This is a genomic window from Streptomyces sp. a15, from assembly GCF_059026085.1.
Genome location: NZ_JBWLKM010000002.1, coordinates 335,781 through 352,841, shown reverse-complemented (window position 1 = coordinate 352,841; position 17,061 = coordinate 335,781). Strand labels below are relative to the sequence as shown.

At 68.3% G+C, this 17,061-nt stretch carries 13 protein-coding genes; 10 read left to right on the top strand and 3 right to left on the bottom strand.

The features are described from left to right. The 4 genes from metH to AC5P09_RS04610 form a co-directional block, all read left to right on the top strand. Nucleotides 1–2,547 (top strand): methionine synthase (gene metH, locus AC5P09_RS04625; RefSeq protein WP_493872557.1); only part of this gene is annotated, 2,547 nt, incomplete at its 5' end. Nucleotides 2,548–2,659: 112 nt separating this feature from the next. Continuing rightward, nucleotides 2,660–3,361: an HAD family hydrolase gene (locus AC5P09_RS04620; RefSeq protein WP_493872556.1), complete on the top strand. Its 702-nt coding sequence runs from the start codon at nt 2,660–2,662 to the stop codon at nt 3,359–3,361. A 409-nt stretch (nt 3,362–3,770) separates the two neighbouring features. Further along, on the top strand, nt 3,771–5,375 hold the full coding sequence (locus tag AC5P09_RS04615) for an ABC transporter substrate-binding protein (protein WP_493872555.1): 1,605 nt from the start codon (nt 3,771–3,773) through the stop codon (nt 5,373–5,375). Nucleotides 5,376–5,444: 69 nt separating this feature from the next. Next, nucleotides 5,445–7,025, top strand: coding sequence for an ABC transporter substrate-binding protein (locus tag AC5P09_RS04610; protein WP_493872554.1), 1,581 nt, complete (start codon nt 5,445–5,447; stop codon nt 7,023–7,025). Nucleotides 7,026–7,095: 70 nt separating this feature from the next. Here AC5P09_RS04610 and AC5P09_RS04605 read toward each other — a convergent pair whose 3' ends face one another. Next, nucleotides 7,096–7,767, bottom strand: a complete 672-nt coding sequence (locus AC5P09_RS04605) for a response regulator (RefSeq protein ID WP_124443643.1) — start codon at nt 7,765–7,767, stop codon at nt 7,096–7,098. Between the two features lie 14 nt (nt 7,768–7,781). After that, the gene (locus tag AC5P09_RS04600; RefSeq protein WP_493872553.1) at nt 7,782–8,789 is read right to left on the bottom strand and encodes a RecB family exonuclease; all 1,008 of its coding nucleotides are present in this window, start codon (nt 8,787–8,789) and stop codon (nt 7,782–7,784) included. 173 nt (nt 8,790–8,962) lie between these two features. On the opposite strand from AC5P09_RS04600, the gene AC5P09_RS04595 reads away from it, so the two are divergent. From AC5P09_RS04595 to AC5P09_RS04585, 3 genes are all read left to right on the top strand, one after another. Further along, nucleotides 8,963–10,699: a site-2 protease family protein gene (locus AC5P09_RS04595; protein WP_493872552.1), complete on the top strand. Its 1,737-nt coding sequence runs from the start codon at nt 8,963–8,965 to the stop codon at nt 10,697–10,699. 38 nt (nt 10,700–10,737) lie between these two features. Continuing rightward, on the top strand, nt 10,738–11,640 hold the full coding sequence (locus AC5P09_RS04590) for a tRNA (adenine-N1)-methyltransferase (protein WP_266442558.1): 903 nt from the start codon (nt 10,738–10,740) through the stop codon (nt 11,638–11,640). A 319-nt stretch (nt 11,641–11,959) separates the two neighbouring features. Further along, complete coding sequence (locus tag AC5P09_RS04585; protein WP_493872551.1) at nt 11,960–12,538, top strand: hypothetical protein; 579 nt, start codon at nt 11,960–11,962, stop codon at nt 12,536–12,538. Between the two features lie 58 nt (nt 12,539–12,596). Here the strand turns inward: AC5P09_RS04585 and AC5P09_RS04580 are convergent, their stop codons facing one another. Continuing rightward, entirely contained in the window at nt 12,597–12,902 is a 306-nt protein-coding gene (locus AC5P09_RS04580) for a ferredoxin (protein ID WP_345564017.1), read from the bottom strand. A 244-nt stretch (nt 12,903–13,146) separates the two neighbouring features. On the opposite strand from AC5P09_RS04580, the gene arc reads away from it, so the two are divergent. The 3 genes from arc (at nt 13,147) to AC5P09_RS04565 (ending at nt 17,029) form a co-directional block, all read left to right on the top strand. Then, a complete protein-coding gene (gene arc / locus AC5P09_RS04575) occupies nt 13,147–14,913 on the top strand; it encodes a proteasome ATPase (RefSeq protein WP_266442570.1) in 1,767 nt (588 codons plus the stop codon). A gap of 233 nt (nt 14,914–15,146) precedes the next feature. Beyond that, on the top strand, nt 15,147–16,658 hold the full coding sequence (gene dop, locus AC5P09_RS04570) for a depupylase/deamidase Dop (protein WP_493872550.1): 1,512 nt from the start codon (nt 15,147–15,149) through the stop codon (nt 16,656–16,658). A 155-nt stretch (nt 16,659–16,813) separates the two neighbouring features. Beyond that, on the top strand, nt 16,814–17,029 hold the full coding sequence (locus AC5P09_RS04565; protein ID WP_030038375.1) for a ubiquitin-like protein Pup: 216 nt from the start codon (nt 16,814–16,816) through the stop codon (nt 17,027–17,029). The last annotated feature ends 32 nt before the right edge of the window (nt 17,030–17,061 follow it).

Here is a 17,061-nt window from a genome sequence, read left to right as displayed (position 1 = left end):
GCGCGTGATCCGCGTCCGGAGCCGGGTGCGGCGTCGTTGTATCAGACGGTTCCGTTCCGTCAGGACACCGCCTATATGGCGATCGGGGAGCGGACGAACGCGAACGGGTCGAAGAAGTTCCGGGAGGCGATGCTTCAGGGCCGCTGGGACGACTGTGTGGAAATCGCCCGCGAGCAGATCCGTGAGGGCGCCCACATGCTCGACCTGTGCGTCGACTACGTCGGCCGGGACGGGGTCGCGGACATGGAGGAACTGGCCGGCCGGTTCGCGACCGCCTCCACGCTGCCGATCGTGCTGGACTCCACCGAGGTCGACGTCCTGGAGGCCGGACTGGAGAAACTCGGCGGGCGCGCGGTGATCAACTCGGTCAACTACGAGGACGGCGACGGCCCCGACTCCCGCTTCGCCAAGGTCACCCGGCTGGCCCGGGAACACGGCGCGGCACTGATCGCGCTGACCATCGACGAACAGGGCCAGGCCCGCACCGTCGAGCACAAGGTCGCCATCGCCGAACGCCTCATCGACGACCTGACGACGAACTGGGGCATCCACGAGTCCGACATCCTCATCGACGCCCTGACCTTCACCATCTGCACCGGCCAGGAGGAATCCCGGGGCGACGGCATCGCCACCATCGGGGCGATCCGCGAACTCAAACGCCGCCACCCCCAGGTGCAGACCACCCTTGGGCTGTCGAACATCTCCTTCGGCCTCAACCCGGCCGCCCGCATGCTCCTCAACTCCGTCTTCCTGGACGAGTGCGTCAAGGCCGGCCTGGACTCGGCGATCGTCCACGCGAGCAAGATCCTGCCGATCGCCCGCTTCACCGACGAAGAAGTCACCACCGCCCTCGACCTGATCTACGACCGGCGCGCGGAGGGCTACGACCCGCTGCAGAAGCTGATGGCCCTGTTCGAGGGCGCCACCACCAAATCCCTGAAGGCGGGCCGGGCCGAGGAGCTGGCCGCCCTGCCGCTCAACGAACGCCTCAAGCGGCGCATCATCGACGGCGAGAAGAACGGCCTCGAAGCCGACCTGGACGCCGCCCTGCAGACGCGTCCGGCGCTGGACATCGTCAACGAGACCCTGCTGGACGGCATGAAGGTGGTCGGGGAGCTGTTCGGGTCGGGGCAGATGCAGCTGCCGTTCGTGCTGCAGTCCGCCGAGGTGATGAAGACCGCGGTCGCCTACCTGGAACCCCACATGGAAAAGGTCGAGGGCGACGAGGCCGGCAAGGGCACCATCGTGCTGGCCACGGTGCGCGGCGACGTGCACGACATCGGCAAGAACCTGGTCGACATCATCCTGTCCAACAACGGCTACAACGTGGTCAACCTGGGGATCAAGCAGCCCGTCTCGGCGATCCTGGAAGCCGCCGAGGAACACCGGGCGGATGTGATCGGCATGTCCGGGCTGCTGGTCAAATCCACGGTGATCATGAAGGAGAACCTCCAGGAGCTCAACCAGCGCGGCCTGGCCGCCGACTTCCCGGTCATCCTGGGCGGCGCCGCCCTGACCCGCGCCTACGTCGAGCAGGACCTGCACGACATCTACCAGGGCGAAGTCCGCTACGCCCGGGACGCCTTCGAGGGCCTGCGCCTGATGGACGCCCTGATCGGCGTCAAACGCGGCGTGCCCGGCGCCCAGCTGCCCGAACTCAAACAACGCCGCGTCCGCGCCACCGCCGCGGCCGAGGTCGAGGAACGCCCCCAGGAGGGCGCCGTCCGCTCCGACGTCGCCGTCGACAACCCGGTCCCCGCCCCGCCGTTCTGGGGCAGCCGCGTCATCAAGGGCATCCAGCTCAAGGAATACGCCACCTGGCTCGACGAGGGCGCCCTCTTCAAGGGCCAGTGGGGACTGAAGCAGGCCCGCACCGGCGACGGACCCACCTACGACGAACTCGTCGAGACCGAGGGCCGGCCCCGGCTGCGCGGCCTGCTGGACCAGCTGCAGCGGGACAACCTCCTCGAGGCCGCCGTGGTCTACGGCTACTACCGCTGCGTGTCCAAGGACGACGACCTGATCCTGCTGGACGAGCAGGGCAACGAGACCACCCGCTTCACCTTCCCCCGCCAGCGCCGCGGCCGGCGGCTGTGTCTGGCCGACTTCTTCCGCCCCGAAGAATCCGGCCAGACCGACGTGGTGGGCCTGCAGGTCGTCACCGTCGGCTCCAAGATCGGCGAACAGACCGCGAAACTCTTCGAGGCCAACGCCTACCGCGACTACCTCGAACTGCACGGCCTGTCCGTCCAGCTCGCCGAGGCCCTCGCCGAGTACTGGCACGCCCGCGTCCGTTCCGAACTCGGCTTCGCCGGCCAGGACCCCGACGCCATGGAAGACATGTTCGCCCTCAAATACCGCGGCGCCCGCTTCTCGCTCGGCTACGGCGCCTGCCCCAACCTCGAAGACCGCGCCAAGATCGCCGACCTCCTGCAGCCCGAACGCATCGGCGTCCACCTCTCCGAGGAATTCCAGCTCCACCCCGAACAGTCCACCGACGCCATCGTCATCCACCACCCCGAAGCCAAATACTTCAACGCACGCTGAGACGAGTCTCACCGAGCACACTGATCGGATAAGTCGTACACTGGTCGGTCCATCGCAGGCCGGTTCCCCATGTGGGAACCGGCCTGATCGTCCCTCAAGGAGGTGCGCCCGGATGACCAGTACGGTCCCTGCGCCAGACACTCGTACGGCCGAAGGCTCTGCCTTGCAGGCCGTGCTCCTCGACATGGACGGAACCCTGGTGGACACCGAGGGATTCTGGTGGGACGTCGAGGTCGAGATCTTCGCCGGCCTCGGCCACGCCCTCGACGACTCCTGGCGCCATGTCGTGGTCGGCGGCCCTATGAGCCGCAGCGCGGGGTTCCTGATCGAGGCCACCGGCGCCGACATCGCCCTCGCGGAGCTCACCGTGCTGCTGAACCAGGGCTTCGAGGACCGGATCGACCGTGCCCTGCCGCTGATGCCGGGAGCGACCCGGCTGCTGGCCGAGCTGGCTGCGCACGACATTCCCACGGCCCTGGTCTCCGCCTCGCACCGGCGCATCATCGACCGGGTGCTCACCTCGCTGGGGCCCCAGTACTTCGCCCTCACGGTCGCCGGTGACGAGGTGGGGCGTACCAAACCGCACCCCGATCCGTATCTCTTCGCCGCCGCCGGGCTCGGCGTGGATCCGGCCAGATGCGCGGTCGTCGAGGACACCTCGACCGGCGTCGCGTCGGCGGAGGCCGCGGGCTGCCATGTGGTGGCGGTGCCCTCGGTGGCGCCCATCGCCCCGGCCGCCCGGCGCACCGTCGTGACCTCGCTCGAAGAGGTGGACCTGGCATTTCTGCGCGGCCTGATGACGGAAATGCGCTAGGCGTTCACCCAGCGTGCAGCGCCGATAGGGTAAGAATTCCGCGAGAGGAATTGGACCGCGGCGGATGGCTGAATTCCGGCATGGGATCAGACCGTTGGGAATGTGACCTTCCCCACTCGCGCAGGGGTCGACAGAGGGTGGGGTATGTGGTCGCCGCTCTCCGTCGAGGGGTTGAGGCGTGCCCTTGTGTCCCGATTCATGAAAGCCTGCACTAATCCTTCCGGCCTTGGGTTTTCGGTCTGTCCGCAGCCGGTTTCGCTGCGTGATGGGGCCTCAACTCCGGTGGCTGCGAGCTGTCCTGCCGGTCCGGACTAATCTCCTAGCGAGAACATCGGCTTACCCCGTGATCCGCTGCGACACCCCATGCATGCCGGGTACACGGACTCGACAGCTCTGGAGAAACTCGAGCATGAACCGCAAGACTTTGGTGCTGCCGGCCGTGATCGGTCTGCTCGCGCCGGTGCTCGCTGCCTGTGGCGGGTCCGACAGCGGGAGTGACAGCGGCGGCGCGATCGTCGTCGGCACCACGGACCGGTTCACCGTCTCGAAGGACGCCCCCGCGCCCCTCGATCCGGCGTACGCCTACGACGTCGGCTCCTGGAACATCCTGCGCCAGACCGTGCAGACCCTGATGATCCAGCCCAAGGGCGAGGGCGACCCCGTACCGGAGGCCGCCCAGAGCTGCGGTTTCACCGACTCCGGCAACGAGCGCTACGCCTGCAAGCTCCGTGACGGTCTGAAGTTCGCCAACGGCGACGCCATCACGGCCGAGGACGTCAAGTTCTCGATCGACCGTGCTCGCGCCATCAAGGCCGACAGCGGTGTGTTCGCCCTGCTGTCCACCATCGACACCGTCGAGACGCAGGGCGACAACGAAGTCATCTTCCACCTCAAGACCGCGGACGCCACCTTCCCGTTCAAGCTGTCGACCCCCGTCGCCGGCATCGTCGACCCCGACGACTACAAGAAGGACAAGCTGCGCGGCGGCTTCGACGTGGACGGCTCGGGTCCGTACACCCTGCAGGCCGAGGTCAAGAACGACGAGCTCGTCGACGCCGTGTTCACCAAGAACCCCAACTACAAGGGGACGCTGAAGGTGAACAACGACAAGATCAGCATGCGCTCCTTCGAGGACGCCGATGCCATGGGCACCGCGCTCGAAAAGGGCGACATCAACGTGATGACCCGCACCATGTCGCCGGAGCAGATCGACAAGCTCACCAACGCCACCGGCGGCGACATCGACATCGTGGAGACGGCCGGCCTGGAGATCCGCTACCTGGGCTTCGACACCGACGCTCCGTCGGTGAAGTCCAAGGCGGTCCGCCAGGCGATGGCCCAGATCATCAACCGCAGCGAACTCGTCGCCAAGGTCTACGGCTCCCAGGCCGAGCCGCTGTACTCGATGGTCCCGGCCAGCATCACGGGCCACTCCAACGCGTTCTTCAACAAGTACGGCGACCCGAGCATCACCAAGGCCAAGGCCATGCTGAGCCAGGCCAACGTCACTACGCCGGTGAAGCTGACGCTGCACTACACGACCGACCACTACGGCCCGGCCACCAAGCAGGAGTTCGAGGTGCTGCAGAAGCAGCTCAACGACAGCGGCCTGTTCGACGTCGGTATCGAGGGCACCCCCTGGGAGACCTTCCGTCCCGCCGAGCAGAAGGGCGCGTACGACGTCTACGGCATGGGCTGGTTCCCGGACTTCCCGGACGCCGACAACTACCTCGCGCCGTTCCTCGACAAGGACAACACCATCGGCTCGCCGTATGTGAACAGCGAGATCCGAAACACCCTGATCCCGGACTCCCGCCGCGAGGCGGACCGGTTGGCCGCGGCGGCCGACCTGACGGACATTCAGGACATCGTCGCCGACGACGTTCCCGTCCTCCCGCTGTGGCAGGGCAAGCAGTACGTCGCCGCCCGCGACGACGTCACGGGAACCGCGTACGCGCTCAACTCCTCCTCGACGCTTCAGCTGTGGGAGCTCGGCCGTGGTGTGAGCGGCTGACACTGCCCGCACTCGGGGGCCCGGGAGGGTGGCCCCGGGTTCCCGACATCGACGACAAGGCACCTGCACGTGAACATGCGTAACCAGTGGCCGGTCCTGCCCATCGTGGCGGGGCTGGCCTCCGGTCTGTTGACCGGCTGTGGAACGGAGTCCGGCGGCTCCGGAGGCAGCGGTTCCACGGTGGTGATGGGGATGTCCGACGACGTCCTGGCCACCGACCCCGCCTCCGGCTACGACCCCGGCTCCTGGCTGATGTTCAACAACGTCTTCCAGTCGCTGCTGAGCTTCCCCAGGGGCGCCACGGAACCGCAGCCGGAGGCCGCCGAGGAGTGCTCCTTCACGGACACGCGGACCCAGGTCTACGAGTGCACGCTGAAGGACGGTCTCAAGTTCAGCAACGGTGACTCGCTCACCTCCGAGGACGTCAAGTTCTCCTTCGACCGCATGCTGAAGATCAACGACGACGCCGGTCCCGCGATCATGTTCCCCATGCTGGAGAAGGTCGAGACCCCGGACGAGAAGACGGTGGTCTTCCGCCTCAACACGCCCGACGCCACCTTCCCCAGCAAGATCGCCTCGGGTGCCGGCTCCATCGTCGACCACACCCAGTACGACGCCGACGGGCTGCGCGAGGACGGCGAAGCGGTCGGCTCCGGGCCGTACAAGCTGGACTCCTTCGGCGAGAACGAGGCCGTCTTCTCGGTCAACGAGAACTACAAGGGCACCGCCGACGTGCAGAACACCGGCGTGACGCTGAAGTTCTTCCACGGCGACCAGGCCGCACTGAAGAAGTCCCTGCTCGACAACAAGGTCGACATCGCCTACCGAGGCCTGTCCGCGAGCGACGTGGCCGACATCGAGCAGGCCGACGACAGCTCCGGCGTCGAGATCGTCGAGGGCAGCAGTGCCGAGGTCCAGCACCTGGTCTTCAACATGGACGACCCGGTCGCCGGACAGCTCGGCGTCCGCAAGGCCATCGCCCACCTGCTCGACCGCGACGCCCTCATCGAGGACGTCTACCAGGGCACGGCCACCCCGCTGTACTCGATCATCCCGGCGGGCATCTCCGGCCACAACACGGCCTACTTCGACACCTACGGCGCCCGCCCCTCCAAGGCCAAGGCGGCCGCCGCCCTGCAGGCGGACGGCATCACCGGGAAGGTGAAGCTGACCCTCTGGTCGACCCCGTCTCGCTACGGTCCCGCCACCGACGACGAGTTGAAGGCGATCGCCGAACAGCTCAACGCCAGCGGCCTGTTCGACGCCGATGTGCAGTCCGTGGCCTTCGACCAGTACGAGCAGGACATCGCCGACGGCAAGTACGGCGTCTACGTCAAGGGCTGGGTGCCCGACTACCCGGACGCCGACAACTTCACGGCCCCCTTCTTCGGCAAGGGCAACGTGCTGAGCAACAACTACGCCAACAACACCATCACCGGCACGCTCATCCCGCAGACCGCCGCCCAGAGCGACCGCGGGGCGACCGACGACGCCTACGGCAAGCTCCAGGACATCGTCGCCGACGAACTCCCGATCCTGCCCGTCTGGCAGGCCAAGCAGTACGCCGTCACCCGCGAGGACGTCTACGGCCTGGAGTACTGCCTCGACGCCTCGACCGTGTTCCGGTTCTGGGAGCTCAGCAAGGCCTGAGCCATGTCGTACGACGCCGAGGGCGCCCCCTGCTTGTGTGCGGGGGGCGCCCTCGGCGTCGTACGACTGCTTACTGCGCGCCGGGGCGCACCAGCCCGCTCTCGTACGCGTACACCGCCGCCTGCACGCGGTCACGCAGCCCCAGCTTGGTCAGGACATGACCGACGTGCGTCTTGACGGTGGTCTCGCTGACGAAGAGGTCGGCGGCGATTTCCGCGTTGGACAGCCCGCGCGCCACCAGCTTCAGCACCTCCACCTCGCGCTCGGTGAGGGTGTGCAGCGTGTCCGGCACCGGTTCCTCGCCGGACGGCAGATGCGTGGCGTACTTGTCGAGGAGCCGGCGCGTGATGCTCGGCGCGAGCATCGCCTCGCCCGCGGCCACCACCCGGATCGCCTGGACCAGCTCGTTGGCCGGGGCGTCCTTGAGCAGGAACCCGCTGGCTCCCGCGCGCAGCGCCTCCACCACATACTCGTCGAGATCGAACGTGGTCAGCACGAGCACCTTGGCCGGTCCGTCCCGACCGGGCCCGGTGATCTGCCGGGTCGCCTCCACACCGTCCATCCGCGGCATGCGGATGTCCATCAGAACCACATCGGGCTGCAGTGCCCGCACCTGGTCGAGAGCCTGGAGGCCGTCTCCGGCCTCGCCGACGACCGCGAGATCCTGCTCGGCCTCCAAAATCATCCGGAAGCCGGTGCGCAGCAGCGGCTGGTCGTCGACCAGTAGGACGCGGATGGCCACGTAAGTCTCCTTCGCTAGTCCGGCCCCATTCTGCCCTGCGCCGGGTCCCCGGACTCCGGCGCCCTCACCGGCAACGGATAGGGCGGGGGAGTGCCGCCGAACTCCGGGCAGTGGGCCTGGTGGTCGCACCAGCCGCACAGCTTGGTGGGGCGGGGCCGCCAGTCGCCCGATTCCGTGGCCTCCCGGATCGCCTCCCACAGGGCGTGCAGCTTGCGCTCGACGCGCTCCAGGTCGGCGAGGACCGGGTCGTACGTCAGGACGTCACCGCTGCCGAGGTAGACGAGCTGGAGCCGGCGTGGGATCACGTTCTTCAGGCGCCACACCACCAGGGCGTAGAACTTCATCTGGAAGAGAGCACCCTCGGCGTACTCCGGCCGGGGCGCCTTGCCCGTCTTGTAGTCGACGATCCGCACCTCACCGGTGGGCGCCACGTCGACCCGGTCGATGATCCCGCGCAGCTTCAGCCCGGAGTCCAGTCGGGCCTCGATGAACAGTTCGCGCTCGGCGGGTTCGAGCCGGGTCGGGTCCTCCAGCGTGAACCAGCGCTCCACCAGCCGCTCCGCCTCGCCGAGCCAGCGCGCCAGCCGCTCGCCGTCCGGATCGTCGGCGAACAGCTCGACGACCTCGGGCCGGGTCTCCCTGAGCCGGTCCCACTGGCCCGGGATGAGCGACTTGGCACGGGGAGCGGTCCGCTCCGCCGCCGGGGCGTCGAACAGCCGCTCCAGGACCGCGTGCACCAGCGTGCCCCTGGTCGCCGCCTCGCTCGGCTTCTCGGGCAGCCGGTCGATCACCCGGAACCGGTACAGCAGCGGGCACTGCATGAAGTCACCGGCACGGGAGGGGGACAGGGAGGCCGGCGCCACGGCCGTGGACGCGGCTATGGCCGTCGTGGCCGTCGTGGCCGTGGTGGCCACGGTGTCCACTGCCGTTGTCGCCGCCGTCGGCTCGGTCGTGACCGGCTGCTCCACCTCTGCGGTGTCGCCGCCGGTGGCCTCCATGACGCCCTCGGTGCTCGTCTCCATGACCACAGACCATACGGCCCGCCACTGACAGTGACCCAGTCACGGTCGTGGCCCTGCGCCGACGGAGGAAACACAGGGGGTGCCGGGGCGAACGCGTCGCGACGGACGCATACCATCGACCCGAGACCCTCCCGTCCGGCAGGCGCGGGAGACGCTTCGAACGAGGGGACACCGTGGACGAGAGCGGCGGTAGCGGGCAGCCGCGGCCCGGCAACGACGAATCGGCCGAGCACCACGCAGCACCTGCGACCCCGGCCCCCGACCCCGCACATCCCGACGAGGCCACCCCGACCGACGAACCGACCATGGTCGTACGCCGGTTGGATCTTCCAGCCGACGACAGCACCGGGGACGGCGCCACGGGCGACGACGGCACGGGTCGCGAAGCCCCGGGTCGCGAAGTCACGGGCCGCGAGGGGAACGGGCCCGCGGAGCACGGCACCGAAGCCAAGGGCACCGAAGCCAAGGGCACCGAAACGCACGGCACCGAAGCCAAGGGGACCGAAACCCACGGCTCAGAAACCCACGGCTCAGAAACGCACGGCTCCGCAGAGCAGGGGCAGAACCCGCAGACCAGCCCCGATCGCGACCACCAGCCCACCCCCACCTCCACACCTGCCCCGGCCTCCACAACACCTGCCCCGGTCTCCCCACCCGCCCCCGACGACCACCCCCACGCCGAAACCCCCGCCGGCGACCGCACCCTCGCGCACTCCGGTCTCGCCAAGGGCCGTCCGCCCAAGCGTCCCCGGGAACCCGGACCCGGCGGCGGGCTGCTGATGGGGCGGCCGTTCGGGGTGCCGGTGTACGTCGCGCCCAGCTGGTTCCTCGTCGCCGCCCTGATCACCTGGGTGTTCGGCGGCCAGCTCGACCGCGTGCTGCCGGAGCTCGGCGCCGCCCGCTACCTGGTCTCCCTCTTCTTCGCGGTCGCCTTCTACGCCTCCGTCCTCGTCCACGAACTGGCCCACACGGTCGCGGCCCTGCGCTTCAAGCTGCCCGTCCGCCGCATCCAGCTCCAGTTCTTCGGAGGCGTCTCCGAGATCGAGAAGGAGGCCGAGACCCCGGGCCGGGAGTTCTGGCTGGCCTTCGTCGGCCCGCTCCTCTCCCTGGTTCTCTCCGGCCTCTTCTACCTCGCCCTGCAGCCCGTCGAGCCCGGCACGGTCCCCGGCGTCCTGCTGGCCGGCCTGATGATCTCCAACCTGATCGTGGCCGCCTTCAACCTCCTGCCCGGCCTGCCCCTCGACGGTGGCCGGATGCTCCGTGCGGTCGTCTGGAAGATCACCGGCAGGCCGATGACCGGCACCATCGCCGCCGCCTGGGTCGGCCGCGCCCTCGCCGTCTCCGTCCTGATCGGCCTGCCGTTGCTCACCCAGTCCGGGGTGCTCGGCTCCAATGCCGAGGACAACGTCGGCATGGACACGGTCATGGACGCCCTGCTGGCCGCGATCCTCGCCGCGATCATCTGGACCGGGGCCGGCAACAGCCTGCGCATGGCCCGCCTGCGCGAGCACCTGCCCGAGCTGCGCGCCCGCAACCTCACCCGCCGCGCCGTCCCGGTCGAGACGGACACCCCGCTCTCCGAGGCCCTGCGCCGCGCCAACGCCGCCGGCGCCCGCGCCCTGGTCGTCGTCGACGCCGACGGCCAGCCCATCTCCCTCGTCCGCGAGGCCGCCATCGTGGGCGTACCGGAACACCGCCGCCCCTGGGTCGCCGTCAGCGGCCTCGCCCAGGACCTCACCGACGGCATGCGCGTCTCCGCGGAGCTGGCCGGCGAGGACCTCCTGGACGCCCTGCGCGCCACCCCCGCCACCGAGTACCTGGTGGTCGAGGAGACCGGCGAGATCTACGGCGTGCTGTCCGCGGCGGACGTGGAGCGGGCCTTCGTGAAGGCCATGGCCCGCCCCTCCTAGTGGTCGGCACCCCTCACAAACGCCGGTAGGCTGTTCACATGTCCGAACCGACCGGTGCCGCCCGCAGGCGCGGGCCCTTCAAGGTCGGGGACCAGGTTCAGCTGACCGACCCCAAGGGCCGCCACTACACGTTCACGCTCGAGGCCGGGAAGAACTTCCACACCCACAAGGGTTCCTTCCCGCACGACGAACTGATCGGTGCTCCCGAGGGCAGCGTTGTCCGTACCACCGGGAACGTCGCCTACCTCGCGCTGCGCCCCCTGCTCCCCGACTACGTCCTGTCCATGCCCCGCGGCGCCGCCGTGGTCTACCCCAAGGACGCGGGACAGATCCTCGCCTTCGCCGACATCTTCCCCGGCGCACGCGTCGTCGAGGCCGGCGTCGGCTCCGGCTCGCTCAGCAGTTTCCTGCTGCGCGCCATCGGCGACCAGGGCATGCTGCACTCCTACGAGCGCCGCGAGGACTTCGCCGAGATCGCCCAGCAGAACGTGGAGCGCTACTTCGGCGGCCCGCACCCGGCCTGGCAGCTCACCGTCGGCGACCTCCAGGACAACCTGAGCGACCCCGACGTGGACCGCGTCATCCTCGACATGCTCGCCCCCTGGGAGTGCCTGGAGGCCGTCTCCAAGGCGCTCGTGCCCGGCGGCATCCTGTGCTGCTACGTGGCGACCACCACCCAGCTCGCCCGGACCGTCGAGTCCATCCGCGAGATCGGCTGCTTCAACGAGCCGACCTCCTGGGAGTCGATGATCCGCAACTGGCACGTCGAGGGCCTGGCCGTCCGCCCGGACCACCGGATGATCGGCCACACCGGCTTCCTGCTCACCGCCCGCCGCCTCGCCGACGGCGTCGAGCCGCCCATGCGCCGCCGCCGCCCCGCCAAGGGCGCCTACGGCGAGGACTACACCGGTCCCAACGCCGACGCGGGCGCCGGCCGCTAGAGCCTGCCCCAGGGCGGCCTCGTGCCGCGACAACGTACAAGCACCGTGGCCCAGTTCCCCCAGACACCAGGGAACTGGGCCACGGCGCACCCACGTTGACACGGCGCCAGAATCCGTAGCACCGGCAGCCCTGTCCACACCCCTGGAACCGGCAGCCCCCGCACAACCGCAGAACCGGCAGCTCCGTCCACGCAGAACCCGCAACCCCAGCCACAGAGCCGGGACGTCTGAACTCCCACCCCGCCGTTCCCTCGCACTGTGACGTATGGCACCATGCAGGCCACCCCCACCGGCACAGCCCTCACGGGAGACCTTCCTAGTGCAGCAATCCGCCGTCCCGGAACTGGCACACACTCACACCCGCCCGATCCACTGGGTCGCCACCGCGACGGCGGTCGCCGGTGTCGTGGCCCTCTCCTCGGTCCTGCAGCCCAACCCGGCCACGGCCGCCCAGGCGGCCGGCACTCAGGCCAAAGGCGCCCCGGCCGTCACCGCGCCCCCTGATCCCGCGGGCGTCGACTTCCCGATCGAGTGCGGCCGGGTCAGGGAACTCGTGCAGAAGAAGGCTTCCGGAGACCTTGACGGCGACGGCAGTCCGGAGACGGTCGTCGTGGTGCACTGCGACGCGCCGATGGGAACTCCGCCCGACGGCGTGTACGTCCTCACCCGGGCCGCGGAGACCGGCAAGCCGCGGGTCGTCGCCACTCTGATCGATCCCAAGGACCGCCTCACCGTGACCGACTTCGCCCTCCGGGACGGAGCCGTCCTCGCGACACTCCTCGGCTACTCGTCCGCCGACGTGCCCAGTTGCTGTCCCGACGTGAAGGACAGCGCGAAGTGGCGGTGGAAGAACGACGCGTTCGTCCGCTCGACACCCGCCGGAACACAGACCGTCTGAGCCGCGCAACGTGAGTGTGTGAGAAATCCGACAGTGGTAACGCCGCGTAGCGGCAAGATCACTCGGCGTCCGGGCCGTAGATCTCGACCCTGTCCGAAACCCGACGGACGTGGATGCAGTCGCCCGGGCACTCCTTGGCGGAGTCCACTACATCCGTGAGAAGCGGTAGCGGTACGGGCGTTGTGGCTCCCTTGGCCTGGAGCAGCTCGTCGTCGGAGCCCTTCACATAGGCCAGGCCGTCGATGTCCAGCTCGAACACCTCGGGCGCGTACTGGGCGCAGATGCCGTCGCCGGTACAGAGATCCTGGTCGATCCAGACCTCCAGATCCTCGCCACCGGCCCCGGCCTCCTGCTGCACGCTCATGTCTCCTGCCGTTTCTGCGTCGAGCCGAACGGGAATCCGGCCAGCTCTGACGGGTGTTGAACGCTTCGACCCTACCTCCGGCAGCTTTCCAATCATGTTCGGTGGGTATTCACCTGGCGTGAGGGAGAGCGCAAGGGTGAAGATCGGACACACCCCGACAGTCTTTGTGATCTAGGGGTTTCAATCGACACCCACCCAGGTAGGGTCTGGAAGCGTCCAGCTCCCCTTGGAGGAGGTGAGGACCGTGGCAGCCCACGACGACGACATGAACCGCGGCATCCGCCCGGGACGAGGGTCCGAAGACCCTGCCGGGCAGGTTGCCTACCTTGAGCAGGAGATCGCCGTCCTGCGACGCAAGCTCGCCGACTCTCCGCGACACACGAGGATTCTCGAAGAGCGGATCGTCGAGCTGCAGACCAATCTGGCCGGCGTGTCCGCCCAGAACGAGCGACTCGCCAACACGCTCCGTGAGGCCCGCGACCAGATCGTGGCCCTCAAGGAGGAGGTCGACCGGCTCGCACAGCCGCCGGCCGGCTTCGGTGTCTTCCTCGTGGCGAATGAGGACGGCACGGCGGACATCTTCACCGGCGGCCGCAAGCTGCGGGTGAACGTCAGCCCGAGCGTGGAACTCGAGGAGCTCCGGCGCGGCCAGGAAGTGATGCTCAACGAGGCTCTCAACGTGGTCGAGGCCATGGAGTACGAGAGCGTCGGCGACATCGTCACCCTCAAGGAGATCCTCGAGGACGGCGAGCGCGCCCTCGTGGTGGGGCACACCGACGAGGAACGGGTGGTACGGCTCGCCGAGCCGCTGCTGGACGTGGTCATCCGCCCCGGCGACGCCCTGCTTCTCGAACCGCGCTCCGGATATGTCTACGAGGTCGTTCCCAAGAGCGAGGTCGAGGAACTCGTCCTCGAAGAGGTCCCGGACATCGGCTACGAGCAGATCGGTGGTCTCGGCGGCCAGATCGAGGCCATCCGCGACGCGGTCGAGCTCCCGTACCTCTATCCCGATCTGTTTAAGGAGCACGAACTGCGGCCGCCCAAGGGCGTCCTGCTCTACGGGCCTCCTGGATGCGGCAAGACACTCATCGCCAAGGCCGTCGCCAACTCGCTGGCCAAGAAGGTCGCCGAGGTGACCGGACAGGCCACGGGCAAGAGCTTCTTCCTCAACATCAAGGGTCCCGAGCTCCTGAACAAGTACGTCGGCGAGACCGAGCGGCAGATCCGCCTGGTCTTCCAGCGTGCTCGTGAGAAGGCCAGCGAGGGCACTCCCGTCATCGTCTTCTTCGACGAGATGGAGTCCCTCTTCCGCACCCGTGGCTCCGGTGTCAGCTCGGACGTGGAGAACACCATCGTCCCGCAGCTGCTCGCCGAGATCGACGGCGTGGAAGGCCTGCAGAACGTGGTCGTGATCGGCGCCTCCAACCGCGAGGACATGATCGACCCCGCCATCCTGCGGCCCGGCCGGCTGGACGTGAAGATCAAGATCGAGCGTCCGGACGCCGAGGCGGCCAAGGACATCTTCGGCAAGTACCTCACCGAGCGTCTGCCGCTGCACTCCGATGACGTCGGCGAGCACAGCGGCAGCAAGGCCTCCACGGTCCAGAGCATGATCCAGACGGCCGTGGAACACATGTACGCCGAATCCGAGGAAAACCGCTTCCTGGAAGTCACCTACGCCAACGGCGACAAGGAAGTCCTCTACTTCAAGGACTTCAATTCCGGCGCCATGATCGAGAACATCGTGGGCCGCGCCAAGAAAATGGCGATCAAGGACTTCCTGGAGCACAACCAGAAGGGTCTGAGGGTCTCCCACCTCCTGCAGGCCTGTGTGGACGAGTTCAAGGAGAACGAGGACCTGCCCAACACCACCAACCCGGACGACTGGGCCCGCATCTCCGGCAAGAAGGGCGAGCGGATCGTCTACATCCGTACGCTCATCACCGGAAAGCAGGGTGCGGACACCGGACGCTCCATCGACACGGTGGCGAACACCGGTCAGTACCTGTAAAAGACAGGGCGGCTGCGGGTGCCCCTCACCGGGTACCCGCAGCCGACTGTTTTTCGGGCGAGCTGGAGCAAGGTAATGACGCAAATGATCTCCCCACCAGCGCAGAGGCGTTCTAGGCTCTTCGGTACCGCCGAGTCGCGCAGTGCGGGGACGGGCACCGCACACGCACCGGAGCGCCAGCGGTACTTGAGCGGCGCCCCCGACCGAGGGCGCCGCCGGGCAAGGAGGGCCGCATGACCGTACGGCGAGTAATGGGCATCGAGACGGAGTACGGGATCTCCGTCCCCGGTCACCCCAACGCCAATGCCATGCTCACCTCGTCCCAGATCGTCAACGCCTACGCGGCGGCGATGCACCGGGCCCGCCGGGCCCGCTGGGATTTCGAGGAGGAGAATCCGCTGCGGGACGCGCGAGGCTTCGACCTCGCCCGCGAGGCCGCCGACTCGAGCCAGCTCACCGACGAGGACATCGGCCTGGCCAACGTGATCCTCACCAACGGCGCGCGGCTCTACGTCGACCACGCACACCCCGAGTACAGCGCCCCCGAGGTCACCAACCCGCGCGACGCCGTCCTGTGGGACAAGGCCGGCGAGCGCATCATGGCCGAGGCGGCGGAGCGGGCGGCCCAGCTCCCCGGCGCCCAGCCGATCCACCTCTACAAGAACAACACCGACAACAAGGGCGCGTCCTACGGCACGCACGAGAACTACCTGATGAAGCGGGAGACCCCCTTCTCGGACATCGTGCGCCACCTGACGCCGTTCTTCGTCTCCCGCCAGGTCGTCACCGGAGCGGGCCGCGTCGGCGTCGGACAGGACGGGCACGAGCACGGCTTCCAGCTGAGCCAGCGCGCCGACTACTTCGAGGTCGAGGTGGGCCTGGAGACCACCCTCAAGCGCCCGATCATCAACACCCGGGACGAGCCGCACGCCGACGCCGAGAAGTACCGCCGCCTGCACGTGATCATCGGCGACGCGAACCTCTCGGAGATCTCGACCTACCTGAAGCTGGGCACGACGGCCCTGGTCCTGTCCATGATCGAGGACGGCTTCATCGCCGTCGACCTGGCGGTGGACCAGCCCGTACGCACCCTCCACCAGGTCTCCCACGACCCGACGCTCAAGCGTCTGGTCACGCTCCGCAGCGGCCGGACACTCACCGCGGTCCAGCTGCAGATGGAGTACTTCGAGCTGTCGCGCAAGTACGTGGAGGAGCGGTACGGCGCGGACGCCGACGAGCAGACCAAGGACGTCCTGGCCCGTTGGGAGGACACCCTCAACCGGCTGGAGAACGACCCCATGAGCCTGGCCGGCGAGCTGGACTGGGTCGCCAAGCGGGAGCTCATGGAGGGCTACCGGCGCCGCGACGACCTCGACTGGGACGCCGCCCGGCTGCACCTGGTCGACCTGCAGTACGCCGACGTACGGCCCGACAAGGGCCTCTACAACCGTCTGGCGGCCCGCGGCCGCATCAAGCGGCTGCTGACCGACGACGAGGTCGAGCGGGCCCGTACGAAGCCACCTGAGGACACGCGCGCGTACTTCCGAGGCCGCTGCCTGGAGCAGTACGCCGACGACGTCGCCGCGGCCTCCTGGGACTCCGTGATCTTCGACCTGCCGGGCCGGGACTCGCTCCAGCGGGTCCCAACCCTGGAACCGCTTCGCGGAACGCGTAATCACGTCAAGGAGCTCCTGGACCGTTGCCGTACGGCGGAAGACCTGGTCAGGGTGCTGTCCGGCAACTGACGGGTACTCGGGGCCGACGCGGTACCCCGGGGTGGAATCCTCTCCGTCCGGGAATCATCGAGGTGGTCCCCGGATGTTGAGGGAACTGCGGGGCCGATGTCGGACCCTGCTTGTAGGGTCTGATCAAGAACGTCGAACCGAGCGGGGTGAGGGTTATGGCGACCAAGGACACCGGCGGCGGACAGCAGAAGGCGACGCGCAACACCGAGGAGGTCGAGGAGGCGCCCGAGGCGCAGGCATCCGAAGACCTCAAGGAGCGCCAGGAGAAGTTGAGCGACGACGTGGACTCCGTCCTGGACGAGATTGACGATGTCTTGGAGGAGAACGCAGAGGATTTCGTGCGAAGCTTCGTTCAAAAGGGTGGCCAGTAGGCACATTCTCCCTTCGAATCGAAGGTGAAGCG